The organism is Pseudomonas sp. GW822-FHT03F08 (assembly GCF_058801265.1).
Genome location: NZ_JBXANC010000012.1, coordinates 1 through 23310, shown reverse-complemented (window position 1 = coordinate 23310; position 23310 = coordinate 1). Strand labels below are relative to the sequence as shown.

Here is a 23310-nt window from a genome sequence, read left to right as displayed (position 1 = left end):
TCGACGCTTACTGCGCACTCAGGTTTTGCCAACAGGGTATGCCGAAATGGCCGAGCAGTTCTGCGCTTTCGCACACCGGCAATCCCACGACAGCCGAATAGCTGCCGTTGAGACCGGCGACAAACACCGCGCCAAGCCCCTGAATACCGTAACCGCCGGCCTTGTCCCGAGGTTCGCCGCTGGCCCAGTAGGCGGCGGCTTCTTCGCGACTGATCGCCCGAAACCGTACCAGACTGCATACCACTTGCGACTCGCAGCGCTCACCATCGAGCACGGCGATGGCGGTCAGGACTTCGTGCTCCTTGCCGGACAACATCATCAGCATGGCGCATGCATCGGCTTCGTCCACCGGTTTGCCGAGAATTTTGCCGTCCAGCACCACGGCAGTGTCGGCGCCCAGCACGCAAAATGGCGTGTCGCAGACGACAGAGCGCCGCCCGGCCTCGGCCTTGCCGCGCGCCAGGCGCTCGACATAGGCCGTTGGGGATTCATTGGCTAAAGGGGTTTCATCGATGTCCGCACTGATGGCGGTGAACGGAACGCCGATCTGCGTGAGCAGCTCACGCCGACGCGGCGATCCAGAGGCGAGGTAAAGCGACTTCATCCAAACATCTCCCTGTTGAGTGCCCTGCCTCATGGCACCGGTACGGGCCCATGCCTGACCGAATCAGTTGATTTTGTAGCGTCGGCGCAATCCACGCAAAGCGAAGCTGACCCACGGCCAGAGCAAGGCGCTGACCAGTGCCGGCAGCACCAGCGCCAGAGTCGGCTGGCGATTGCCGGTCAGGGCACTAAGCCACAATTGCACAAGCTGCGCGAGACCGAAGATCACCAGGATCACCAGGCACTGCTGCCACATCGGGAACATCCGCAGGCGTTGCTGCAACGACAGCACCAGGAACGTGATCAGCGTCAGGATCAACGCGTTCTGTCCCAGCAGCGTGCCGTACAGCACGTCTTCAGCAAGCCCGAGGCAAAATGCGGTGACCATGCCGACCTTCTGCGGCAGGGCCAAGGCCCAGAATGCCAGGAGCAGGGCCAGCCAGAGCGGGCGCAGGATTTCCATGAATTGCGGCAGCGGCGACACGCTGAGCAGCATGCCGATCAGAAACGTCAGCCAGACGATCCAGCCGTTTCGGGAGGCTTTGACACCGACCATTATTCTCGTCCCCCAGTGGTAGCCGGCGCAGTGACAGGCGGTTTGGCGGCCGGCCGTGCGCTGGCAGGCTGAGCGGCTGGCGGCTTGCTGGCTGCCGGCGTCGCTGCGGGTGGTTTGGCCGGCGTCGCTGGCGGTTTGCTCGCGGCGGGTTTGGCTGGCGTAGCAGCAGCGGGTGCAGCAGGTGTGCTGGCCGCAGCAGGTGCTTGAGCCTGAGCCGGTGTATTCACCGTTTTCGGCACAGTGGCTGGAATGATCGGGCCACCACCAAACGCATCAAGGTTTTCCTGAGCCTGCGCCGCATCGTTGGCACGCTCTTCAGCCGTACGGTTGTCGCTGAACACCAGCAACAGGTAGCGGCTGCGGTTCAGCGCAGCCGTCGGTACGGCGCGGACAATGGCGAATGGCTGGCCGGAATCGTGGATCACTTCCTTGACCGTCGCCACTGGGTAGCCGGCCGGGAAGCGCTGGCCCAGGCCGGAGCTGACCAGCAGATCGCCTTCCTTGACATCGGCCGTATCGGCCACATGGCGCAGTTCCAGACGCTCAGGGTTACCGGTGCCGCTGGCAATCGCCCGCAGACCGTTACGGTTCACCTGCACAGGAATGCTGTGGGTCGAGTCGGTCAGCAGCAAGACACGGGAGGTGTACGGCATCAGTTCGACCACCTGCCCCATCAGGCCGCGTGCATCAAGCACCGGCTGACCGAGCACCACGCCGTCGCGCTCACCTTTATTGATGATGATGCGATGGGTGAAGGGATTCGGGTCCATGCCGATCAGCTCGGCCACTTCGACCTTCTCGTTGACCAGCGCGGAGGAATTGAGCAACTCGCGCAGACGGACGTTCTGCTCGGTGAGAGCGGCAAGCTTTTGCATGCGGCCCTGCAACAGCAGGTTCTCGGTCTTGAGTTTTTCGTTTTCGGCGACCAGCTCGGTGCGGCTGCCGAACTGACTGGCGACACCTTCCCACAGCCTGCCGGGCAGGTCGGTGATCCAGTAAGCATCCATCAGCACCAGCGACATCTGGCTGCGGGCAGGCTTGAGCAGGCTGAAACGGGCATCGACCACCATCAGCGCGACCGACAGCACGGCCAGCACCAACAAGCGCACGCCCAGTGAGGGGCCCTTGGCGAAAAGCGGTTTAATAGGCCGCTCCTCCCAGGCAAATGTTCTGTTTATTCATACGGCATCAAACCGGCCTGGATGAAGACTGACAGAAGATAAACGCCAACAGGCAGCACTGCAAAGTGCTGCCTGCGCGCTCACCCATGTAATGCAATCCGCGACTTATTCGCTGGAGAGCAGGTCCATGGTGTGCTTGTCCATCATTTCCAATGCACGGCCACCGCCGCGAGCAACACAGGTCAGCGGGTCTTCGGCAACGATCACCGGCAGACCGGTTTCCTGGGCCAGCAACTTGTCGAGGTCACGCAGCAGCGCGCCACCACCGGTCAGCACCAGGCCACGCTCGGCGATGTCGGAAGCCAGTTCCGGCGGCGATTGCTCCAGGGCGCTTTTCACGGCCTGAACGATAGTTGCCAGGGACTCTTGCAGAGCTTCCAGCACTTCATTGGAGTTCAGGGTGAATGCGCGTGGAACGCCTTCGGCCAGGTTGCGACCGCGAACGTCGACTTCGCGAACTTCGCCGCCCGGGTAGGCCGTACCGATTTCCTGCTTGATGCGCTCGGCGGTGGATTCGCCGATCAGGCTGCCGTAGTTGCGACGCACGTAAGTGATGATCGCTTCGTCGAAGCGGTCGCCGCCAACGCGGACGGATTCGGCGTAGACCACACCGTTCAGGGAGATCAGCGCGATTTCGGTAGTACCACCACCAATATCCACGACCATCGAGCCGCGTGCTTCTTCAACCGGCAGGCCGGCACCGATCGCAGCAGCCATCGGCTCTTCGATCAGGAACACTTCACGCGCACCGGCACCAAGGGCCGATTCACGGATGGCACGACGCTCAACCTGGGTGGACTTGCATGGAACGCAGATCAGCACACGAGGGCTAGGCTGCAGGAAGCTGTTTTCGTGAACCTTGTTGATAAAGTATTGCAGCATCTTTTCGCAGACGCTGAAGTCGGCAATGACGCCGTCCTTCATCGGACGAATGGCAGCAATGTTGCCCGGCGTACGGCCGAGCATGCGCTTGGCCTCGGTGCCGACAGCAACGACACTTTTCTGGTTACCGTGTGTCCGAATGGCCACAACCGATGGCTCATTCAGGACGATACCGCGCTCGCGCACGTAAATAAGGGTGTTGGCAGTGCCCAGGTCAATGGAAAGATCGCTGGAAAACATGCCACGCAGTTTCTTGAACATGGGAAAGGGACCCTAGGCAACGCGTGGGTAAAAAAGTGCGGCAAACTCTAACAACGACAGGGATTTTGGGCAAGGCGCCAATATGTTAAATTGGCCGCTTTTCTGTGCACCAAGCCCCACAATCGCGGCCTTATGACCGTAGAAGTGCGGTAGTGTTCCGACAATCTAACACACGGACGCCGTCCGTCCTGTTTTCCACTGGAGAAACCCGATGGCGCTAGAACGCTCCGACGTGGAAAAAATCGCTCATCTGGCCAGCCTTGGCCTTAATGATGCCGATCTTCCACAAATCACTTCGGCCCTCAACAGCATTCTCGGGCTGGTCGACGAAATGCAGGCGGTCAATACCGATGGTATCGAGCCGCTGGCCCACCCGCTGGAAGCCAGTCAGCGCCTGCGCGCCGACGTCGTGACCGAGACGAATAACCGCGAGGCCTATCAGTCCATCGCACCAGCGGTCGAAAACGGCCTGTATCTGGTTCCGAAAGTCATCGACTAAAGGGAAAGAGCCTGCAATGCATCAAATGACTCTGGCCGAGATCGCCCGCGGTCTCGCCGATAAAAAGTTTTCTTCCGAAGAGCTGACCAAAGTCCTGCTGGCGCGCATTACCCAGCTCGACCCGCAGCTCAACAGTTTCATCAGCCTCACCGAAGAGCTGGCCCTCGAGCAGGCGAAAGCCGCCGACGTGCGCCGGGCCAACGGTGAGAGCGGCGCCCTGCTCGGTGCGCCGATCGCCCACAAAGACCTGTTCTGCACCCAAGGCATCCGCACCAGCTGCGGCTCGAAGATGCTCGACAACTTCAAGGCTCCGTACGACGCCACCGTGGTTGCCAAACTGGCCGCCGCCGGCACCGTGACGCTGGGCAAGACCAACATGGACGAATTCGCCATGGGTTCGGCCAACGAGTCGAGTTGGTACGGCGCGGTGAAAAACCCGTGGAACCTGGAACACGTACCGGGCGGTTCGTCCGGTGGTTCGGCGGCGGCCGTTGCTGCTCGTCTGTTGCCGGCGGCTACCGCGACCGACACTGGCGGCTCGATCCGTCAGCCGGCCGCGTTCACCAACCTCACCGGCCTGAAACCGACCTACGGTCGTGTTTCGCGCTGGGGCATGATCGCTTACGCCTCCAGCCTCGATCAGGGTGGCCCGTTGGCTCGCACCGCCGAAGACTGCGCGATTTTGTTGCAAGGCATGGCTGGCTTCGATCCGAACGACTCCACCAGCATCGATGAACCGGTGCCGGACTACGCCGCCGGTCTGAATGGCTCGCTGCAAGGCCTGCGCATCGGCGTGCCGAAGGAATACTTCGGTGCCGGTCTCGACCCGCGTATCGCCGAGCTGATCCAGAACAGCATCAAAGAGCTGCAGAAGCTCGGTGCCGTGATCAAGGAAATCAGCCTGCCGAACATGCAACACGCGATTCCTGCGTACTACGTGATCGCCCCGGCGGAAGCCTCTTCCAACCTGTCGCGTTTCGACGGCGTGCGCTTCGGCCACCGCTGTGCAGACCCGAAGAACCTGGAAGACCTGTACAAACGCTCCCGTGGCGAAGGCTTTGGTGCCGAAGTGCAACGCCGGATCATGGTCGGTGCCTACGCGCTGTCCGCCGGTTACTACGACGCCTACTACCTGAAAGCGCAGAAGATCCGTCGCCTGGTGAAGAACGACTTCATGACGGCCTTTAATGAAGTCGACATCATCCTCGGCCCGACCACGCCAAACCCGGCCTGGAAACTCGGCGCCAAGAACAGCGACCCGGTCGCTGCCTACCTGGAAGACGTCTACACCATCACCGCCAACCTCGCGGGCCTGCCGGGCCTGTCGATGCCGGCCGGTTTCGTCGACGGCCTGCCGGTCGGCGTGCAGCTGCTCGCTCCGTATTTCCAGGAAGGTCGCCTGTTGAACGTTGCCCACCAGTATCAGTTGAACACTGACTGGCACACCCGCACCCCAACCGGCTTCTGAGGAGACACACATGCAATGGGAAGTCGTGATCGGGCTGGAGATTCACACCCAGCTCACCACCCGGTCGAAAATCTTTTCCGGTAGTTCCACCACATTCGGTTCCGAGCCGAACACCCAGGCCAGCCTGATCGACCTGGGCATGCCCGGCGTGCTGCCGGTGCTCAACCAGGAAGCGGTGCGCATGGCGGTGATGTTCGGTCTGGCGATTGACGCCGAGATCGGTCAGCACAACGTGTTCGCCCGCAAGAACTACTTCTACCCGGACCTGCCGAAGGGCTACCAGATCAGCCAGATGGAATTGCCGATCGTCGGCAAGGGCCACCTGGACATCGCCCTGGAAGACGGCACCGTCAAACGCGTCGGCATCACTCGCGCGCACCTGGAAGAAGACGCCGGCAAGAGCCTGCACGAAGAATTCAGCGGTGCCACCGGCATCGACCTGAACCGTGCCGGCACACCGCTGCTGGAAATCGTTTCCGAACCTGACATGCGCAGTGCCAAGGAAGCCGTGGCCTACGTCAAGGCGATCCACGCGCTGGTGCGCTACCTGGGCATCTGCGACGGCAACATGGCCGAAGGCTCGCTGCGCTGCGACTGCAACGTGTCGATCCGTCCGAAAGGCCAGGTTGAATTCGGCACGCGCTGCGAGATCAAGAACGTCAACTCGTTCCGTTTCATCGAGAAGGCGATCAACTCCGAGATCCAGCGTCAGATCGACCTGATCGAAGACGGCGGCAAAGTGATCCAGCAGACCCGTCTGTATGATCCGAACAAGGACGAAACCCGTCCGATGCGCAGCAAGGAGGAAGCCAACGACTACCGTTACTTCCCCGATCCGGACCTGCTGCCGGTGGTCATCGAGGACTCGTTCCTCAACAACGTGCGCGGCACCCTGCCGGAACTGCCACCGCAAAAACGCGAGCGCTTCCAGAGTGCGTTCGGTCTGTCGGCCTACGACGCCAACGTGCTGGCCACCAGCCGTGAGCAGGCGGACTACTTCGAGAAGGTCGCAAGCATCGGCGGCGACGCCAAACTGGCGGCGAACTGGGTGATGGTCGAGTTGGGCAGCCTGCTCAACAAGCAGAATCTGGACATCGAGGATTCGCCGGTTTCGGCCGAGCAACTGGGCGGCATGCTGCAGCGCATCAAGGACAACACCATCTCCGGCAAGATCGCCAAGGTGGTGTTCGAAGCGATGGCCAACGGTGAAGGCAGCGCGGACGAGATCATCGAGAAGCGCGGCCTGAAGCAGGTTACCGACACTGGCGCGATTTCGGCAGTGCTGGACGAAATGCTCGCGGCCAACGCCGAGCAGGTCGAGCAATACCGTGCGGCAGACGAAGCCAAGCGCGGCAAGATGTTCGGCTTCTTCGTCGGTCAGGCCATGAAAGCCTCCAAAGGCAAGGCCAACCCGCAGCAAGTGAACGAACTGCTGAAAAGCAAGCTCGAAGGCTGATGAAAATGGGGCCAGTTCCAACGCCTGGCTCCATTCCCTGTGGGAGCCGGCAGGCTGGCTCCCACATCTGTTTTCGGGAAACCTTTGAATGAAGCGTCTATTCATCAGCTGCGCCCTGCTCTCTCTGCTGGCCGGTTGCGCCAGCACCGATGTCATCGACCCGCACGGTTACGACCAGACCGGCGTCGCCTCCTATTACGGAGCCAAACACCACGGTAAACGCACCGCCAGCGGCGAAGCGTTCAACCAGAACTCCCTGACCGCCGCCCATCGCCAGTTGCCCTTCGGCACCCGGGTGAAGGTCACCAACCTGAAAAACGACAAATCCTGCGTGGTGCGCATCAATGACCGCGGGCCGCACACCCGTGGGCGCATCATTGATGTTTCACGCGAAGCCGCCGAACGTCTCGGCATGATTGGCAGCGGCACGGCACGGGTTCGCGTGCAGGCCCTCGACAACTGATGGAGCCCCCCCCCATTTTCGGACTGACCGATTTACCGCTGATCAACGTGATCGAACTGCTCTGTGGGCTGTTCCTGCTGATCGCCGGTGCCGAACTGATGGTGCGCGCAGCCGTGCGTCTGGCTGCGCGCCTGCATGTGCGGCCGCTGATCATCGGCCTGACCATCGTCGCCCTCGGCAGCAGCGCCCCGCAAATGGCGGTCAGCCTGCAAGCGACCCTGACGCACAACCCCGACATCGCCGTCGGCAGCGTGATCGGCAGCAGCATTTTCAACATCCTCGTGACCCTCGGCCTGTCGGCGTTGATCATTCCGCTGCGGGTTTCGCGGCAACTGGTGCGCCTGGACATCCCGCTGATGATCGGCGCCAGCCTGCTGGTGTTCGTACTGGCCTGGAATGAAGAGATCGGCCGTTTCGACGGTGTTCTGCTGCTGAGCGCGTTGGGGCTGTATCTCGGCTTGCTGCTGCGCCAGTCGCGCCACTCGGCCCGGCCGCATTCCGATCATCCTCAGACTCAGCCGGCTCCCTGGTTCACCAGCCTGCTGATGATCGTCGCCGGTCTGGCCATGCTGGTGTTCGCCGGGCATTTGCTGCTGGGTGCAGCGGTCGCGGTGGCTACCGATCTCGGGTTCTCCGAGCGAGTCATCGGCCTGACCGTGGTCGCGGTCGGCACCTCGCTGCCGGAACTCGCCACTTCGTTGATCGCCGCGTTGCGCGGTCAGCGGGACATTGCCGTAGGCAACGTGATCGGCGCCAACCTGTTCAACCTGCTCGGGGTCCTCGGCATCACCGCGCTGATCGCACCAACACCACTCTCAGTGTCGCCGAATGCACTGGATTTCGACCTGCCGGTGATGCTCGGCGTCGCCGCGCTGTGCCTGCCGGTGTTCTATTCCGGCTACCGCGTGACCCGGGCCGAAGGCTTGTTGCTGCTCGGTTTGTACCTGGCGTACGGGCTGCACGTGGTGTCCTTCACCACCGGCATGCCGCTGGCCGGCAAGCTCGAACGGTTGATGCTGTTTTATGTCCTGCCGACGCTGCTGACGTTTCTGTTTATCACGTCGGTGCGCGCCTGGCGCCGCCAACACCACAAGAGGGATGTGCCATGACCGAATCGAAGAAATCCGGGGTCGAAATCCGCCGCCAGGTAATGGGCGATGCATTTGTCGACCGCGCGCTGGGCAACGCCACTGAATTCACCCAACCGTTGCAGGATTTCGTCAACGAACACGCCTGGGGCGGCGTGTGGAATCGCGAAGGTTTGCCGCTGAAAACCCGCAGCCTGATCACCCTCGCCGCGCTGACCGCGTTGAAGTGCCCGCAGGAGTTGAAGGGTCACGTGCGCGGTGCGTTGAACAATGGCTGCACGGTCGATGAGATCCGTGAAGCGCTGCTGCATTGCGCGGTGTATGCCGGCGTGCCGGCGGCGATCGATGCGTTTCGTGCGGCGCAGGAAGTGATCGACAGTTACCAGAAGCCTGAGTAACCGCCAGTTCTCAGATCCACCCGCCCCACTGCAAGAAGAAGATCCCGACGTTGGTGGTGATCGCCGCCATCAACGTGGTCAACACGATGATCGCCGCCGCCAGTTCATGATTGCCCTGGGCTGCACGGGCCATGACAAAACTCGCGGCCGCCGTCGGGCTGCCGAAGTACAGAAACAGAATCCCCAGCTCCGCCCCACGAAAGCCCCACAGCCACGCCCCCAACGTCGCGAGCACCGGCAGGCCGATCATCTTCACCAGACTGGAACTCAGCGCCAGGCTGCCGCTCTTGCGCAACGCCGCCAGCGACAGTGTGCCGCCAATGCAGATCAGCGCCAGCGGCAGCGTGGTTTGCGCCAGGTACTGACCCGACGTTTCCAGCCATCCCGGCAATCCGATCTTGAACCAGGCAAATGGCGCCGCCGCGATCACGCTGATGATCAGCGGATTGCTGATGACGCTTTTGCAGATACTCCACGGATCGGACTTGATCACCGGGCTGTAGACCGCCAGCACAATGGTCGACAGCGTGTTGTAGAAGAGGATCACCAGCGCCGCGAGAATCGCCCCGAGGGAAATCCCGTAGTCGCCATACATGCTCGCCGCCAGCGCCAGACCGATCACCCCGTTGTTGCCGCGAAACGCACCTTGGGTGTAGATACCGCGATCCTCACGCGGGCAGCGGAAAATCGCCCAGCCCCAGGCCAGGGCAAAACTGGCCAGCGTGGCGAGGGCAAAGTAGATCAGCAGCGCCGGTTGCAGCGCGGCGTGCAGGTCGGCATGCAGGATGCCGAGAAACAACAGCGCCGGCATGGTGACGTTGAACACCAGCGACGACGCCGTGTGGATGAAGTTGTCGTTGATCCAGTCGATGCGCTTGAGCAACACCCCCAGAAACAGCATGGCAAACACCGGCGCGGTGATGTTCAGGGTTTCGAGGAAGATTGCCAGCATGCCGGGGAGCCTTGGAGGTGAGCGTCGTTAGGGGGCTAATGATAAGCCACTTTCACCCCGATCGTTCCCACGCAGCGCGTGGGAACGATCAACCATCAAGTAATCGGCGCCGGATTGAACAACGTAATGTCGTTATGCAGTTTGTGCTTTTCAGCCCACGTCTGCTGCTTGCCGCTCGCCACATCCAGATAGTAGTGGAACAACTCCCAACCCAACTCCTCGATGGTCGCGCGCCCAGTGGCAATGCGCCCGGCATCAATATCAATCAGGTCAGGCCAACGCTGCGCCAGCTCCGTACGGGTCGAAACCTTCACCACCGGCGCCATGGCCAGGCCATAAGGCGTACCTCGCCCGGTGGTGAACACATGCAGGTTCATCCCCGCCGCCAGTTGCAAAGTGCCGCAGACAAAATCACTTGCCGGTGTCGCGCAGAAGATCAAACCTTTCTGCTTGAAGCGATCCCCAGGGCCGAGCACGCCGTTGATCGCACTGCTGCCGGATTTGACGATCGACCCCAGCGACTTCTCGACAATGTTCGACAACCCGCCCTTCTTGTTACCCGGCGTGGTGTTGGCGCTGCGATCCGCTTCGCCCTTGGCCAGGTAACGGTCGTACCAGTCCATCTCGCGCACCAGTTCCTCGGCAACGGTTTTGCTCTGGGCCCGAGAGGTCAGCAGGTAGATCGCGTCGCGTACTTCGGTGACTTCGGAAAACATCACCGTCGCCCCCGCCCGCAGCAGCAAGTCCGAGGCATAACCGAGCGCCGGGTTGGCGGTGATGCCGGAAAACGCATCGCTGCCGCCGCACTGCATGCCGAGGATCAGCTCGGACGCCGGCACGGTTTCCCGGCGGCGCTGGTCGAGTTTCTTCAGGCGAACTTCGGCCAGTTCCATGATCTGCTCGATCATTTCGGTGAAGCCGTGACTGGAATCCTGCAAGCGATACAGCCACGGCTCGCTCAGGTCCACCGACGCGTCGTCCTCGTGCATCACCTGCCCGGCCTGCAATTTCTCGCAGCCCAGACTGATCACCAGCGCCTCGCCCCCCAGGTTCGGGTTGCGCGCCAGATTGCGCACGGTACGGATCGGGATGTAGGCATCGGTGGCCGTGATGGCCACGCCGCAACCGTAACTGTGGGTCAGCGCCACCACGTCATCGACGTGCGGGTACTTCGGCAACAGTTCATCCTTGATCCGCTTCACCGCGTGATCCAGCACCCCGGTGACGCATTGCACGGTGGTGGTGATCCCGAGGATGTTGCGGGTGCCGACGGTGCCGTCGGCATTGCGATAACCCTCGAAGGTGTAACCCTCCAGCGGTGCCTGCGCGGCCGGCACTTCGGTGGACAGCGGCAGGCTGTCCAGCGGTGGCGCGGTCGGCATGCGCAGTTGATCTTCCTTGACCCAACTGCCACGGGGAATCGGCTGCAACGCATAGCCGATGATCTGGCCGTAGCGAATCACCTGACCGCCCTCGGGAATGTCCTCGAGGGTGACCTTGTGGCTCTGCGGCACGAAATCCACCGTCACCAGGCCATCGGCGAATGCGGTGCCGGCCGGAACGCCCTGGTCGTTGACCACGACCACTACGTTGTCCCGCTCGTGCAGGCGGATGTAGCGCGGCGAGTCGGAATGTTCAATCAACTGCATGACGCCGCTCCTCAGGAATGCGCTTGAGACAATTTACCGGTGGCTTCGGAACCGCCATTGGCTGGCGGCTCTTTGAGAACCACACGTTTGATCGGGCCGACGATCACCAAGTAGCTGAACACCGCCACCAGTGCGTTGGCACCGACAAACACCAGCGCCCACTTGAACGAGCCGGTGGAGCTGATGATGTAGCCGATGACGATCGGCGTGGTGATCGAGGCGATGTTGCCGAAGGTGTTGAACAGGCCACCGCTCAGACCGGCGATCTGTTTCGGCGAGGTGTCGGAGACCACCGCCCAGCCCAGCGCGCCCACGCCTTTGCCGAAGAAGGCCAGGGCCATGAAACCGACCACCATCCATTCCACTTCAACATAGTTGCACGCGACGATGCTGCTGGAGACCAGCAGGCCGGCGATGATCGGCGCCTTGCGAGCGAAGGTCAGCGAATGGCCCTTGCGCAGCAGGTAATCGGAAATCACCCCGCCAAGGACGCCGCCGATAAAGCCGCAGATCGCCGGCAACGAAGCGATGAAACCGGCCTTCAGAATAGTCATGCCGCGTTCCTGTACCAGGTACACCGGGAACCAGGTCAGGAAGAAATAGGTGATGCCGTTGATGCAGTACTGGCCCAGGTAAACACCAAGCATCATGCGGTTGGTCAGCAACTGACGGATGTAGTCCCATTTCGGGCCGTCAGCCTTTTTGCCTTGTTTCTGGTCCATGTCGACCATGCCGCCGTTGTCGGCGATGAACTTCACTTCCGCTTCGTTGGCCATCGGGTGCTGGCGCGGGCTGTGGATAACCTTCAGCCAGATCAGCGAGAACAGGATGCCGAACACGCCCATGACAATGAACACGTGTTCCCAGCCGAAGGCATAGACGATCCAGCCCATCAGCGGCGCGAACAGCACGGTGGCGAAGTACTGCGCCGAATTGAAAATTGCCGAAGCGGTGCCGCGTTCAGCAGTCGGGAACCAGGCCGCGACGATACGGGCGTTGCCGGGGAACGATGGCGCCTCGGCCAGGCCCACCAGAAAGCGCAGCATGAACAGCGCGACGATGGCCGTGGACATGCCGAACTCACCGACGAAGCCTTGCAGCACGGTGAACAGCGACCAGGTGAAGATGCTCAGGGCATAGACTTTTTTCGAGCCGAAGCGATCAAGCAGCCAGCCACCGGGAATTTGCCCGGCCACGTAGGCCCAACCGAATGCAGAGAAGATGTAGCCGAGGGTGACCGCGTCGATGCCGAGGTCTTTTTGCAAACTGGAACCGGCGATCGCGATGGTGGCGCGGTCGGCGTAGTTGATCGTGGTCACCAGGAACAGCATGAGCAGAATCAAATAGCGGACGTGAGTCGGCTTGGACGATTGCATGTAGATGTACTCCCACTGATTATTTTTATGCGGGTAAAACATTCTTTGGTCTTGTGCCGCGCAGGGCCTTGGCAATAACCCTGCGCGGGTGCAGCGACTTACGAACCGATGTAGGCGGTTTTCACCACGGTGTAGAACTCTTGCGCATAGCGGCCTTGCTCACGTGAGCCATAGGATGAACCCTTACGGCCCCCGAACGGAACGTGGTAATCGACACCGGCGGTCGGCAGGTTGACCATCACCATCCCGGCCTGGGAATGACGCTTGAAGTGGTTGGCGTACTTCAGCGACGTGGTGGCGATACCCGCCGACAGACCGAATTCGGTGTCGTTGGCCATGGCCAGCGCGGCGTCGTAGTCGGCGACGCGGACGATGTTGGCCACCGGGCCGAAGATTTCTTCGCGGCTGATGCGCATCGACGCTTCGCTATCGGCAAATAGGGTCGGCGCGAGGAAGTAGCCCTCGGTGTCACAGGTCACCAGACCGCCACCGCTGACCACGCGCGCGCCTTCGGACTGGCCGATGTCGATGTATTTCAGGTCCTGCTCAAGCTGCGCCTGGGAGACCACCGGACCAATGTCGGTGCCGGCCTTCAACGCGTGACCGACCTTGATCGACTTCATGCGCTCGGCCATGGCTTCAACGAACTTGTCGTGAATCCCGGCAGTGACAATCAAGCGGCTAGACGCCGTGCAACGCTGGCCGGTGGAGTAGAACGCGCTCTGCACCGACAACTCGACAGCCTGCTTAAGGTCGGCGTCGTCGAGAATGATCTGCGGGTTCTTGCCGCCCATCTCCAGCTGAACCTTGGCCTGGCGCGACACGCAGCTGACCGCGATCTGACGACCGACGCCGACAGAGCCGGTGAAGCTGATGCCGTCGACTTTCGGGCTGTTGACCAGCGCTTCACCCACTACGCGTCCGCTGCCCATCACCAGGTTGAACACGCCAGCCGGGAAGCCTGCGCGGGAGATGATTTCGGCCAGCGCCCAGGCGCAACCCGGCACCAGATCCGCAGGCTTCAACACCACGCAGTTGCCGTAGGCCAAGGCCGGGGCGATTTTCCACGACGGGATGGCAATCGGGAAATTCCACGGGGTGATCAGGCCGACCACGCCGAGGGCTTCGCGGGTGACTTCGACGTTGACGCCCGGGCGCACCGACGACACGTAATCGCCAGACAGACGCAGGCATTCACCGGCGAAGAACTTGAAGATGTTGCCGGCGCGGGTCACTTCGCCAACGGCTTCCGGCAGGGTCTTGCCCTCCTCCCGGGCCAGCAGGGTGCCGAGTTCTTCGCGACGGGCGAGGATTTCAGTACCGACCTTGTCCAGCGAGTCGTGGCGAGCCTGAATGCCTGAGGTCGACCACGCCGGGAACGCAGCACGAGCGGCGTCGATGGCGGCGTTGACCTGAGCCAGATCGGCCTTGGCGTAGTCGCCGATGGTGTCGCTCAGCTCGGACGGGTTGATGTTGACCGAGTAATCGTTACCGGCGATCCACTCACCGTTGATGTAGTTGTCATAGCGCTTGGTCACGAATCATTCTCCTGACGCAAAAGGCCGCTGATTGCTCAGCGGCCTTGATTAGAGGGTTGGGTTACTGCGCACCTTGCTTGTCGATCAGCGCGGCGAGCATTTCGTACTCTTCGCGGGTCAGGTCGGTCAGCGGCGCCCGCACCGGGCCTGCGTCATAGCCGGCGATCTTGGCGCCTGCCTTGACGATGCTCACGGCGTAACCAGCCTTGCGGTTGCGGATGTCCAGGTACGGCAGGAAGAAGTCGTCGATGATTTTGCCAACGGTGGCGTGATCTTCGCGGGCAATCGCGTGGTAGAAATCCATCGCGGTTTTCGGGATGAAGTTGAACACCGCCGACGAGTAGACCGGCACGCCCAGGGCCTTGTAGGCAGCGGCGTAGACTTCAGCGGTCGGCAGACCACCGAGGTAGCTGAAGCGATCGCCCAGGCGACGACGGATCGACACCATCAGCTCGATATCACCCAGACCGTCCTTGTAACCGATCAGGTTCGGGCAGCGCTCGGCCAGACGTTCCAGCAGCGGCGCGGTCAGGCGGCAGACGTTGCGGTTGTAAACCACCACACCGATGTTCACCGATTTGCACACCGCTTCAACATGGGCGGCAACGCCGTCCTGGCTGGCTTCAGTCAGGTAATGCGGCAGCAGCAACAGACCTTTGGCGCCCAGACGTTCGGCTTCCTGAGCGTATTCGATGGCCTGGCGGGTCGAACCACCGACACCGGCGAGGATCGGCACGCTGCTGGCGCAGGTGTCGACGGCAGTCTTGATGATTTCCGAGTATTCGCTGGCAGCCAGGGAGAAGAACTCACCAGTGCCACCGGCGGCGAACAGGGCCGAAGCACCGTACGGGGCCAGCCATTCCAGGCGTTTGATATAGCCCGCGCGGTTGAAATCGCCCTGGGCATTGAAATCGGTAACCGGGAACGACAGCAGGCCGGCGGAGAGGATGGACTTCAGTTCTTGTGGATTCATTATTCGAACACCCTGGTAGCAACGTTTTTTTGTGAGTGGACCGTTCAGCCTTCGCCGAAGTTGTAGGTCATCGTACAACTTAAAAGATAACCGTCAACTGCATTTCATCGCTGGAGGGCATTTTTTGTCGGACAGGATTTCTTTTTGACGTAGGCGTTTTCTCGACTAGGCTCGAATTAACTGTATATGCATACAGCTAAATAAGAATCCACCGACGACATATCAAGGAGAAAGAAATGTCCGGTCTACAAACAAAATGCCTTGAAAAACCCACACCGGTCATCGCCCGTTTCGATGATCTTTTTACCCCCGGCGGCATCGCCTTCACTGCTGAAAATCCGCACCTGTTGCTGCACATTGCCGACTCGCACAGCGATGTCGAACCCGCCCCTGCCCTGCCCGGCAAGGCCATGAAAGCTCGGCCGCCGCTGCGCTTCGAAGGTGCGGAACACACGGCTATCGGCGACAACACCCTGCTGCGCTTCGTTGAAAACGCCGAGCCGGTGCTCGCGCAAAACGTGCCCTTGCATCTGCCGAACGGACTGGCGCTGACCTATGGCCAGGTGCTGGCGCTGGGCGGTGATTTCTACGGAGTCGTCGACCGGCCGATCAACGAAGGCGCCACCCCGGCGGATCGTCTGCTGCGCTTCACGGCAGCTTTCGACACCCTCGCCGCCGTGCCGGCTTCCAAGGCCGAAGCGCCACAGATTCTCGCGATCATGCAAAAAGAGATCGACGCCGTTAAACAGGCGATCAAGGACGGCAAACCACCCCACGAAGCCTACGACGCACTGGGAGATACGTTGTCGGAAGAGTGGAACAAGATCACCGGCGGCGGCAGTTTCGTCTCGGCGCTGTTCCCGCTCGGTCGCTACCTGAAACTGGCGGCGAACAATGCCGACCACTTCGGCGAATGGGCCCGCCAAGCCTACATCGCCGGGCACACCGCCGCCCTGCAAACTGCCGCTGCCGCCCACGCCAGTCAGGACGAGCTGCAACTGGAACGGGCCTACGCGATGAACGCGTTCGCCGATCACTACCTCACTGACCTGTTCTCCTCCGGGCATTTGCGAGTGCCCCGCAAGGCCATGGCCGCCGCAGTGACGCCGAGCGATCTGGGCTCTCTGATCACCCGGTTCATGCACGACGAAGACAGCAAATTCGGCCTCAAGGTACGCAACGCCCGGGGCGAGCAATGGCGGGCATTCGGCGACAAACGTTACTTCGAAGCCGCCGACACCGACAATCGCAATCAGGTGAGTCACGCGGTGCGGGATTCGGCGGACGAAGTGTATGCCGCCTATTCCAGCGGCAATGTGCCGACCACCTTCAACGCGCTGCAACGGTTGCCGGACCTGACTTTCGTGATGAGTCTGACGAACAATTTCTCGCCACTGTTCCGCCTTCAGGGCAACAAAGTCCTGCGGCGCAAGGACGTGAACAACCTCAACGACACCGCCACCGTCGATGACTGGTGGGGCTGGAGCACTTACCTGCTGCTCAAGGACTATCACCCAACCGGCAACACGAATTAAGGAGCGATTCGATGACGATCAAATTGAAAGTGGAACTGGCTTCCGGCCAATCGTTGAAAGGTGCGCCGCTGCAATTGCTGCACGACGGCATCGCCATCGCCCGGGCGTCGGTGGACGCCCAGGGTCAGGCGACGTTCGACGTCAGGCCCGGCCCGGGCAAACTGGCGGTCAGGGTGGATCGCTCGATTCTGCCCCGGAGCTGAAATGCCCGGACAAGATTGCCCCGGCGCGCCTCACCGATTCGCCGGGTAAAGTGCGACGACTGCCGCGAAGGATCGCGGCAGATCTTTCAAGGAGAACGAAGCATGACGTTTGCCGCTGCACACCTTCCGCAATTTCCCGATCACGCCAGCGACTCGATCATCCTGCGGCTGTCGACTCTGGATGACGACCTGATCGTTCAGGTACCCGATGGCCAGAACACACCGCCGAACTGGGATGTGTACCCGATCCTCGGCGATGATCCGGAAGAGCCTGAATGGCTGGGTCTGTCGGAGCCGACCGGCGTCTGGGATGACGCACTCGACGACATGGTCGGCCTGACCGGGATCGAACTGAGCATCCCCAGATTCGAGCTGGAAAAGTACCTGAACAGCACCGTTGAGCTTCGCTACAAGTTCGCCGATGAGTCCAGCCTGGAACCGTGTTCGGAGCCGCTGAGGCTCTACGTCGAAGCCTGATTCCTCAACCCTGCGCCTGCGCTTCTTCATGCGCCTGACGCAGCCGTTCGCGGCTGTTGGTCAGGTGCAGGCGCATGGCCGCGCGGGCGGCATCGGAATCCTGACGGGCGATGGCCTCGTAGATTTCCTCGTGCTCACGGCTCAGGCGATTCATGTAGTGCTGCTGATCGTCATGGGCCAGGCGCGCGGAGTTCAGCCGCGTGCGCGGAATGATGCTGGTGCCCAGGTGGGTCATGATGTCGGTGAAATAGCGGTTGCCGGTGGACAGCGCGATTTGCAGGTGGAACTGGAAGTCCGACGCCACTGCATCGCTGGCATGGGCGACGCTTTCGTTCAATGCATCGAGGGCGGCACGCATGGCGGCCAGTTGTTCGGTGCTGCGACGTTGTGCGGCGAGACCGGCCGATTCGACCTCCAGGCTGATACGGAATTCGAGAATCGCCAGCACGTCACGCAGGGTGACCACGGTCGCCGGGTCGATCCGGAAACCGCTCGGGCTCGGTGTGTCGAGCACGAAGGTACCGATACCGTGACGGGTTTCGACCTGCCCTGCAGCCTGCAGTCGGGAAATCGCCTCGCGCACCACAGTACGGCTGACACCATTGGCTTCCATGATCGCCGACTCGGTGGGCAACTTGTCGCCACGCTTGAGCAGACCGTCGCGGATCTGCTCGGTCAGCACCGTCACCAGTTCCTGTGCCAGGCTGCGGCGCTTGCGAGGGAGGCGCGGGGTGTCGATCGGGTTTTCCATGGTCTGCGTTTATCTCGAAAATTCGGCTAGAGGGGCATCATAGCCCAAGGGAGTTGTACGATCACCGTCCTCTGTGGGAGCAGGCTCCCACAGATTCAGTACACATCAAGCCGTGACGGTCTGCTCGACCAAATGCCCGCTGTCGATCCGCACATGCCGTGGATGGAAGCGCTTGAGGCTGCTGCGATGGCCGACACTGACGATGCTCAGGCCCGGCAACTGATCGATCAGCGCCTGATACAGCGTGGCCTCGTCTTCTTCGTCCATCGCCGACGTCGCTTCGTCCATGTACAGCCAGTGCGGTGCGTAGAGCAGCGCTCGGGCGAAGGCCAGTCGTTGCTGCTCACCCGGCGAGAGCATGCGCTGCCAGTGATTGGCTTCGTCCAGTCGTGCCACCAGATGCGGCAGACGGCAGGTCTCCAGCACTTGTGCATAACGCTCTGGCGAGTAGGTGTCACCCGGTTGTGGATAACTCAAGGCTTCACGCAGGGTGCCGATCGGCAGATACGGTTTTTGCGGCAGGAACAGATAACGCGATGCCGGCAGACGGATGCTGCCGTGGCCGGCCGGCCACAAATGCCCCATCGCCCGCAGCAGTGTCGACTTGCCGCTGCCGGAGCGGCCGCTGATCATCACCCGGTCGCCCGCCTCCACAGTCATGTCGGCGCTGGTCAGCAGGTGACGGCCGTCAGCCAGGTCCAGCCCAAGGTTGTGTACCTTCAGTTCATCACCGTGATTCTGTACATCGATGGCCGGTGCCCGGTCTTCGTTGTCGCTCATGGCCTGACGGAAGCTCAGCAGACGATCGGAGGTGGCCTTCCATGCCGCCAGCGACGTATAGGCGTCGATGAACCAGCTGAAATTCTCCTGCACGTTGCCGAATGCCGAGTTGATCTGCATCAGCTCACCCAGTTCGATCTTGCCGGACAGGTAACGGGGTGCCGCGACGATGAAGGGGAAAATGATTGCGATCTGGCCGTAACCCGAGGTGAAGAACGTCAGGCGCTTGGACACGCGCATGATGTCCCAGAAGTTTTGCCAGACCAGCCCGAAGCGACTGCTCAAGCGACGGTTTTCATTCGGCTCACCGTTGTACAGCGCAATGCTCTCGGCGTTCTCGCGAACCCGTACCATGGAAAAACGCAGGTCGGCTTCGAAGCGTTGTTGTTGGTTGTTCAGGCCGATCAAGCGACGGCCGATCAGGTGCGTCAACCAACTGCCAACCCCTGCATACAGCAGCGCACACCAGAACATGTAGCCGGGAATCTCGATGCCGAACACTTCGATACTGCCGGACACGCCCCACAGAATGATCGAGAACGACACCAGACTGACCACGGTGCGGATCAATCCCAGTCCCAGGCCAAGCGTAGTGGTGGTAAAGGTGTTGAGGTCTTCGGAAATACGTTGGTCAGGGTTATCGGTGTAGCCGCCCTGCTCCAGCTGGTAGTAATTCTTGTGCCCGAGCCAGCGCTTGAAATGGTTTTCGGTGAGCCACGCCCGCCAGCGGATGGTCAGCATCTGCGTCAGGTACTGGCGATACACCGAGCCGAGAATCGCCACGGCCGCAATGCCGCAGAAATACAGGATCAACTGCCAGAACGCCGCCTCGTCCTTCTTTTGCAGGGCGTTGTAGAAATCCTTGTACCAACTGTTGAGCCACACCGAGATGCCGACGCTGAACAGCGACAGCGCGATCACGGCGATCAGCAACGTCCAGGCCTTGCCCTTCTCTTCACTGCGCCAGTACGGCGTGGTCATGGCCCACACCTTGCGAAAAAACTGCCCGCGCACAGCATCGTTGACCGCGGAATATTCAGCGTTCTGATTCATGGATAAGGCTCGATAAAGAAAAGAACAGACACGCACCGATCATAGTTGATCGGTGCGCTTTATCGCGAGGGCTGGCGATGGCCGTTCAGCGCAGGTTCAGCGACGAACCGGGCGCTTCTGCAGTTTGCGCTGCAGGGTGCGGCGGTGCATGCCCAGGGCGCGGGCAGTGGCGGAGATGTTGCCTTCGTGTTCGGTCAGCACGCGCTGGATGTGCTCCCATTGCAGGCGATCCACCGACATCGGGTTTTCCGGCACCAGGCTGTCGAGGTCGGCGTGCTCGGACAGAAGCGCCGCCAGCACGTCGTCGGCGTCGGCCGGTTTGCACAGGTAATTGCAGGCGCCGCGCTTGATCGCTTCGACCGCCGTGGCAATGCTCGAGTAACCGGTGAGGATCACCACGCGCATTTCCGGGTCCAGCTCCAGCAGCTTCGGCAGCAGGACCAGACCGGAGTCGCCGTCCATTTTCAGGTCCAGCGCGGCATAGTCCGGCAGATCGGCCTGGGCGATGGTCAGGCCTTCCTCGGCGGAACCGGCGGTGCTGACGCGGAAACCACGGCGAGCCATGGCGCGGGCCATCACCCGGGTGAAGGTCGCGTCGTCATCGACCAACAGCAAATGCGGCAGTTCTTCGCCTTCGACTTGGATTTCGTCACTCATGTTGCTCTCCTCGGGCGCCGTGGGGCAGGCGCAGCTCGGTGAGCGTGCCGCCTTCCTCATGACTATAGAGTTTCACTGAGCCGCCGGCGCGTGTCACGCTGGCCTTGCTCAAAAACAGGCCCAGGCCGAAACCTTTGCCCTTGGTGGTAAAAAACGGTTTGCCTATCTGCTCGGCGATGGCCAGCGGGACACCGGCGCCATGATCGCGGATGCTGATGGTCAGGTCTTCAGCGGTCCAGTCCAGCGTCACCTGAAGGTTTTCCGGGCAGGCATCGGCGGCGTTGTTCAGCAGATTCAACAGGGCCTGGGTCAGATCCGGCGGCGGTGCTACACGCGGCAACGTGCCCTGGCCCAGGCGCTGGAAGCGGTAACTGGCCTCGGGACGCATCAGGTGCCAGCGGTTGAGCGCCTCGTCGAGCCATTCGGTGACGTCCTGCATCTCCACCGCCATCCGGCGATTGGCTTCGGCGGCGCGCACCAGTTGCTGCAGGGTCTCCTTGCAGAGTTTCACCTGATCCTTCAGCACCTTCAGGTCTTCCTGAAGCATCGGGTCGTGATGATCCTGCTGCATTTCGTTGAGCAACACGCTCATGGTCGCCAGCGGCGTGCCCAGTTCATGGGCGGCGCCAGCGGCCTGAGTCGCCACGGCCAGCAATTGCTGATCGCGCAGCCCTTCTTCACGGCGGATCGCCCGTAATTCTTCCTGCCGGCGCAGCTCTTCGGCCATCCGCGCGGCGAAGAAGGTGATCACCGCTGCCGCCAGCGCGAAGCTCAGCCACATGCCGTAGATCTGCAGGTTCTCCCGGGCCACTGGCAGGGTTTCCAGCGGATAGAAATGCGTCAGCATCAGCGTGTACAAGGCCAGCGCAATGCCGGACAGCACCACCGAATAACGCCACGGCAGCGTCACCGCGGCAATGGTCAGCGGCACCAGATAATACGAAACGAACGGGTTGGTCGAACCACCGGAGAAATACAGCAAGGCACTGTGGATAAACAGATCGCAGGCCAGTTGCAGCGCATATTCGAGCTCGGTAACCGGCCACGAGGTGCGCAGGCGCACGGCGGTGAACACACAGAGCAGAATCGAACAGCCGAGGGTCATCACCAGTTGCACCCACGGCAACGGCAACAAATCCAGCCAGTAGGCCAGGCCCACGGAACCGGCCTGCGCGGCGAGCACCAGCGTGCGGATGAAAGTCAGCCGCCAGAGGTTCTGGCGAGTGGCGGAAGTCAGTTGTACGGGGGCGAGCATGAGCTCTCCTGATGAGCGCTCCAGGCGGATCGCACGGAGTATAACCAAGCCGCGCGCCCGAGAGGCGAAAGTGCGGCAAACGACCACATGGCAAAAAGCTTCGCGGCGGCTATAAGGCCCATCTGTATAGAAGTTGTAACTGGGCGAACCGGATCATAAAAGCTACAGTCTGATGGTTTCACGCAGGCCCCCGAACCATCACCTGCGCCCTCATCAAGGAGCTTTCATGCACACATTTCGCCGCAGCGCCGCCCTTCTCGCCCTGACCGTCGGCAGCGTCGCCAGCCTTCCGGCCCTGGCCGCCGATGAGCTGCACTACAACCAGATTTCCCTGCGCGCCGAAGTCAGCCAGGAAGTGGCCCGCGACCTGATGATCGTGACCCTCTACACCGAAGAGCAAAACACTGACCCGGCCAAACTCGCCGCCGACGTCAGCACCACCATGAACAAGGCCCTGGCCCAGGCCAAGCAAGTCAAAGACATCACCCTGCGCCAGGGCAGCCGCAACAGCTACCCGATCTACGACACCAAGGGCCAGAAAATCACCGGCTGGCGCGAGCGCGCCGAACTGCGCCTGGAAAGCGCCGACTTCGCCGCCCTGTCCAAACTCACCGGCGAACTGCTGACCGACCTGAAAATGGGCGGCATGGACTTCGCCATCGCCGACCCGACCCGCAAGGCCAGCGAAGACAAACTGCTGAAAGAAGCCGTCACCGCCTTCAAGGCCCGCGCCCAACTGGCGACCGACGCCCTGGGCGGCAAGGGCTACAAAATCGTCAACCTGAACCTCAACAGCAACGGCTTCCCACAACCGTACATGCGCGCCCCGATGATGATGAAAGCCGCCGGCATGGACGCAGCACCGGTCACACCTGAAGTCGAAGCCGGCACCAGCCAGGTCAGCCTGACGGCCGATGGCTCGATTGAAGTGCTGATGCAGTGATTGAATGACGGCTGAATGAAAAACCGGCGATCAGTGATGATCGCCGGTTTTTTTATGCATCGGATTTGGGTTGCCGCCATCGCTGGCAAAACGGATCGCCGCTGCAGTCCCAAAAGTTTTGATAGACGCCCCCTGCGGCGCAGCCGCCCCACTCAACAGGATGAGCGTTAGCTCGGCTGCAGCTCTTGATCTTTTGGCGACGTCGGAAGGCTGAGTGGAGGGATTTATCCGGGGGTGGGAGCGCAGCGACCGTTTGGCGAAGCCAAACACATCGAGAGGAGGTGCAGCGAAGCAAACCGTAGGCGATGCCCCC

Annotated in this window: 24 protein-coding genes; 10 read left to right on the top strand and 14 right to left on the bottom strand. The window is 61.4% G+C overall.

The features are described from left to right. Nucleotides 1–7 precede the first annotated feature (7 nt). The 4 genes from AC1RME_RS25765 to mreB all read right to left on the bottom strand — a co-directional run bounded on the left by AC1RME_RS25765 (nt 8) and on the right by mreB (nt 3483). Nucleotides 8–604: a Maf family protein gene (locus tag AC1RME_RS25765; RefSeq protein WP_493091955.1), complete on the bottom strand. Its 597-nt coding sequence runs from the start codon at nt 602–604 to the stop codon at nt 8–10. 63 nt (nt 605–667) lie between these two features. Further along, nucleotides 668–1159: a rod shape-determining protein MreD gene (mreD, locus tag AC1RME_RS25760; RefSeq protein WP_085711798.1), complete on the bottom strand. Its 492-nt coding sequence runs from the start codon at nt 1157–1159 to the stop codon at nt 668–670. After that, nucleotides 1159–2304 (bottom strand): rod shape-determining protein MreC, encoded by a 1146-nt coding sequence (gene mreC / locus AC1RME_RS25755; protein ID WP_096818934.1) that lies wholly within the window; start codon nt 2302–2304, stop codon nt 1159–1161. The genes mreD and mreC overlap by 1 nt, the downstream gene beginning before the upstream one ends. Before the next feature lie 141 nt (nt 2305–2445). After that, nucleotides 2446–3483, bottom strand: a complete 1038-nt coding sequence (mreB, locus tag AC1RME_RS25750; RefSeq protein WP_002555108.1) for a rod shape-determining protein MreB — start codon at nt 3481–3483, stop codon at nt 2446–2448. A gap of 211 nt (nt 3484–3694) precedes the next feature. Between mreB and gatC the strand changes: the two genes are divergently transcribed. The 6 genes from gatC to AC1RME_RS25720 all read left to right on the top strand — a co-directional run bounded on the left by gatC (nt 3695) and on the right by AC1RME_RS25720 (nt 8855). Next, on the top strand, nt 3695–3982 hold the full coding sequence (gene gatC, locus AC1RME_RS25745) for an Asp-tRNA(Asn)/Glu-tRNA(Gln) amidotransferase subunit GatC (protein ID WP_096818932.1): 288 nt from the start codon (nt 3695–3697) through the stop codon (nt 3980–3982). Nucleotides 3983–3998: 16 nt separating this feature from the next. After that, complete coding sequence (gene gatA / locus AC1RME_RS25740; RefSeq protein ID WP_096818931.1) at nt 3999–5450, top strand: Asp-tRNA(Asn)/Glu-tRNA(Gln) amidotransferase subunit GatA; 1452 nt, start codon at nt 3999–4001, stop codon at nt 5448–5450. Nucleotides 5451–5460: 10 nt separating this feature from the next. After that, nucleotides 5461–6906, top strand: coding sequence for an Asp-tRNA(Asn)/Glu-tRNA(Gln) amidotransferase subunit GatB (gene gatB / locus AC1RME_RS25735; protein ID WP_096818929.1), 1446 nt, complete (start codon nt 5461–5463; stop codon nt 6904–6906). An 88-nt stretch (nt 6907–6994) separates the two neighbouring features. After that, nucleotides 6995–7369 carry a septal ring lytic transglycosylase RlpA family protein gene (locus tag AC1RME_RS25730; RefSeq protein WP_192559780.1) on the top strand — a complete coding sequence of 125 codons (375 nt, stop codon included), beginning with the start codon at nt 6995–6997 and terminating at the stop codon, nt 7367–7369. A gap of 47 nt (nt 7370–7416) precedes the next feature. Further along, a complete protein-coding gene (locus AC1RME_RS25725; RefSeq protein WP_096818926.1) occupies nt 7417–8478 on the top strand; it encodes a calcium/sodium antiporter in 1062 nt (353 codons plus the stop codon). Then, nucleotides 8475–8855, top strand: a complete 381-nt coding sequence (locus AC1RME_RS25720) for a carboxymuconolactone decarboxylase family protein (protein WP_085685699.1) — start codon at nt 8475–8477, stop codon at nt 8853–8855. Before AC1RME_RS25725 ends, AC1RME_RS25720 begins: the two co-directional genes overlap by 4 nt. A 10-nt stretch (nt 8856–8865) precedes the next feature. Here AC1RME_RS25720 and AC1RME_RS25715 read toward each other — a convergent pair whose 3' ends face one another. The 5 genes from AC1RME_RS25715 to kdgD form a co-directional block, all read right to left on the bottom strand. Further along, the gene (locus tag AC1RME_RS25715) at nt 8866–9807 is read right to left on the bottom strand and encodes an AEC family transporter (protein WP_096818922.1); all 942 of its coding nucleotides are present in this window, start codon (nt 9805–9807) and stop codon (nt 8866–8868) included. Nucleotides 9808–9902: 95 nt separating this feature from the next. Then, nucleotides 9903–11456: a galactarate dehydratase gene (gene garD / locus AC1RME_RS25710; protein ID WP_493091954.1), complete on the bottom strand. Its 1554-nt coding sequence runs from the start codon at nt 11454–11456 to the stop codon at nt 9903–9905. Between the two features lie 11 nt (nt 11457–11467). After that, on the bottom strand, nt 11468–12832 hold the full coding sequence (locus AC1RME_RS25705) for an MFS transporter (protein ID WP_096819325.1): 1365 nt from the start codon (nt 12830–12832) through the stop codon (nt 11468–11470). Between the two features lie 98 nt (nt 12833–12930). After that, the gene (locus AC1RME_RS25700) at nt 12931–14370 is read right to left on the bottom strand and encodes an aldehyde dehydrogenase family protein (RefSeq protein WP_096818919.1); all 1440 of its coding nucleotides are present in this window, start codon (nt 14368–14370) and stop codon (nt 12931–12933) included. Nucleotides 14371–14431: 61 nt separating this feature from the next. Then, on the bottom strand, nt 14432–15343 hold the full coding sequence (gene kdgD, locus AC1RME_RS25695; RefSeq protein WP_007953624.1) for a 5-dehydro-4-deoxyglucarate dehydratase: 912 nt from the start codon (nt 15341–15343) through the stop codon (nt 14432–14434). A 236-nt stretch (nt 15344–15579) separates the two neighbouring features. Between kdgD and AC1RME_RS25690 the strand changes: the two genes are divergently transcribed. From AC1RME_RS25690 to AC1RME_RS25680, 3 genes are all read left to right on the top strand, one after another. After that, complete coding sequence (locus AC1RME_RS25690) at nt 15580–16878, top strand: phospholipase (protein ID WP_096818917.1); 1299 nt, start codon at nt 15580–15582, stop codon at nt 16876–16878. Between the two features lie 11 nt (nt 16879–16889). Then, on the top strand, nt 16890–17081 hold the full coding sequence (locus AC1RME_RS25685) for a hypothetical protein (protein ID WP_096818915.1): 192 nt from the start codon (nt 16890–16892) through the stop codon (nt 17079–17081). Between the two features lie 102 nt (nt 17082–17183). Next, nucleotides 17184–17558, top strand: coding sequence for a hypothetical protein (locus AC1RME_RS25680; protein WP_096818914.1), 375 nt, complete (start codon nt 17184–17186; stop codon nt 17556–17558). 4 nt (nt 17559–17562) lie between these two features. On the opposite strand, the gene AC1RME_RS25675 is transcribed toward AC1RME_RS25680, so the two are convergent. The 4 genes from AC1RME_RS25675 to AC1RME_RS25660 all read right to left on the bottom strand — a co-directional run bounded on the left by AC1RME_RS25675 (nt 17563) and on the right by AC1RME_RS25660 (nt 22054). Next, on the bottom strand, nt 17563–18309 hold the full coding sequence (locus AC1RME_RS25675; protein ID WP_096818913.1) for a FadR/GntR family transcriptional regulator: 747 nt from the start codon (nt 18307–18309) through the stop codon (nt 17563–17565). A 105-nt stretch (nt 18310–18414) separates the two neighbouring features. Beyond that, nucleotides 18415–20142, bottom strand: coding sequence for an ABC transporter ATP-binding protein/permease (locus tag AC1RME_RS25670; protein ID WP_096818911.1), 1728 nt, complete (start codon nt 20140–20142; stop codon nt 18415–18417). A gap of 96 nt (nt 20143–20238) precedes the next feature. Beyond that, the gene (locus AC1RME_RS25665; protein ID WP_003221630.1) at nt 20239–20799 is read right to left on the bottom strand and encodes a response regulator transcription factor; all 561 of its coding nucleotides are present in this window, start codon (nt 20797–20799) and stop codon (nt 20239–20241) included. Then, nucleotides 20792–22054 (bottom strand): ATP-binding protein, encoded by a 1263-nt coding sequence (locus AC1RME_RS25660; RefSeq protein WP_096818909.1) that lies wholly within the window; start codon nt 22052–22054, stop codon nt 20792–20794. The genes AC1RME_RS25665 and AC1RME_RS25660 overlap by 8 nt, the downstream gene beginning before the upstream one ends. Nucleotides 22055–22280: 226 nt before the next feature. Here AC1RME_RS25660 and AC1RME_RS25655 point away from each other — a divergent pair, with 226 nt between their 5' ends. After that, nucleotides 22281–22997 (top strand): SIMPL domain-containing protein, encoded by a 717-nt coding sequence (locus AC1RME_RS25655; protein ID WP_096818907.1) that lies wholly within the window; start codon nt 22281–22283, stop codon nt 22995–22997. A gap of 30 nt (nt 22998–23027) precedes the next feature. Here AC1RME_RS25655 and AC1RME_RS25650 read toward each other — a convergent pair. Continuing rightward, nucleotides 23028–23310 (bottom strand): hypothetical protein (locus AC1RME_RS25650; RefSeq protein WP_493091953.1); only part of this gene is annotated, 283 nt, incomplete at its 5' end.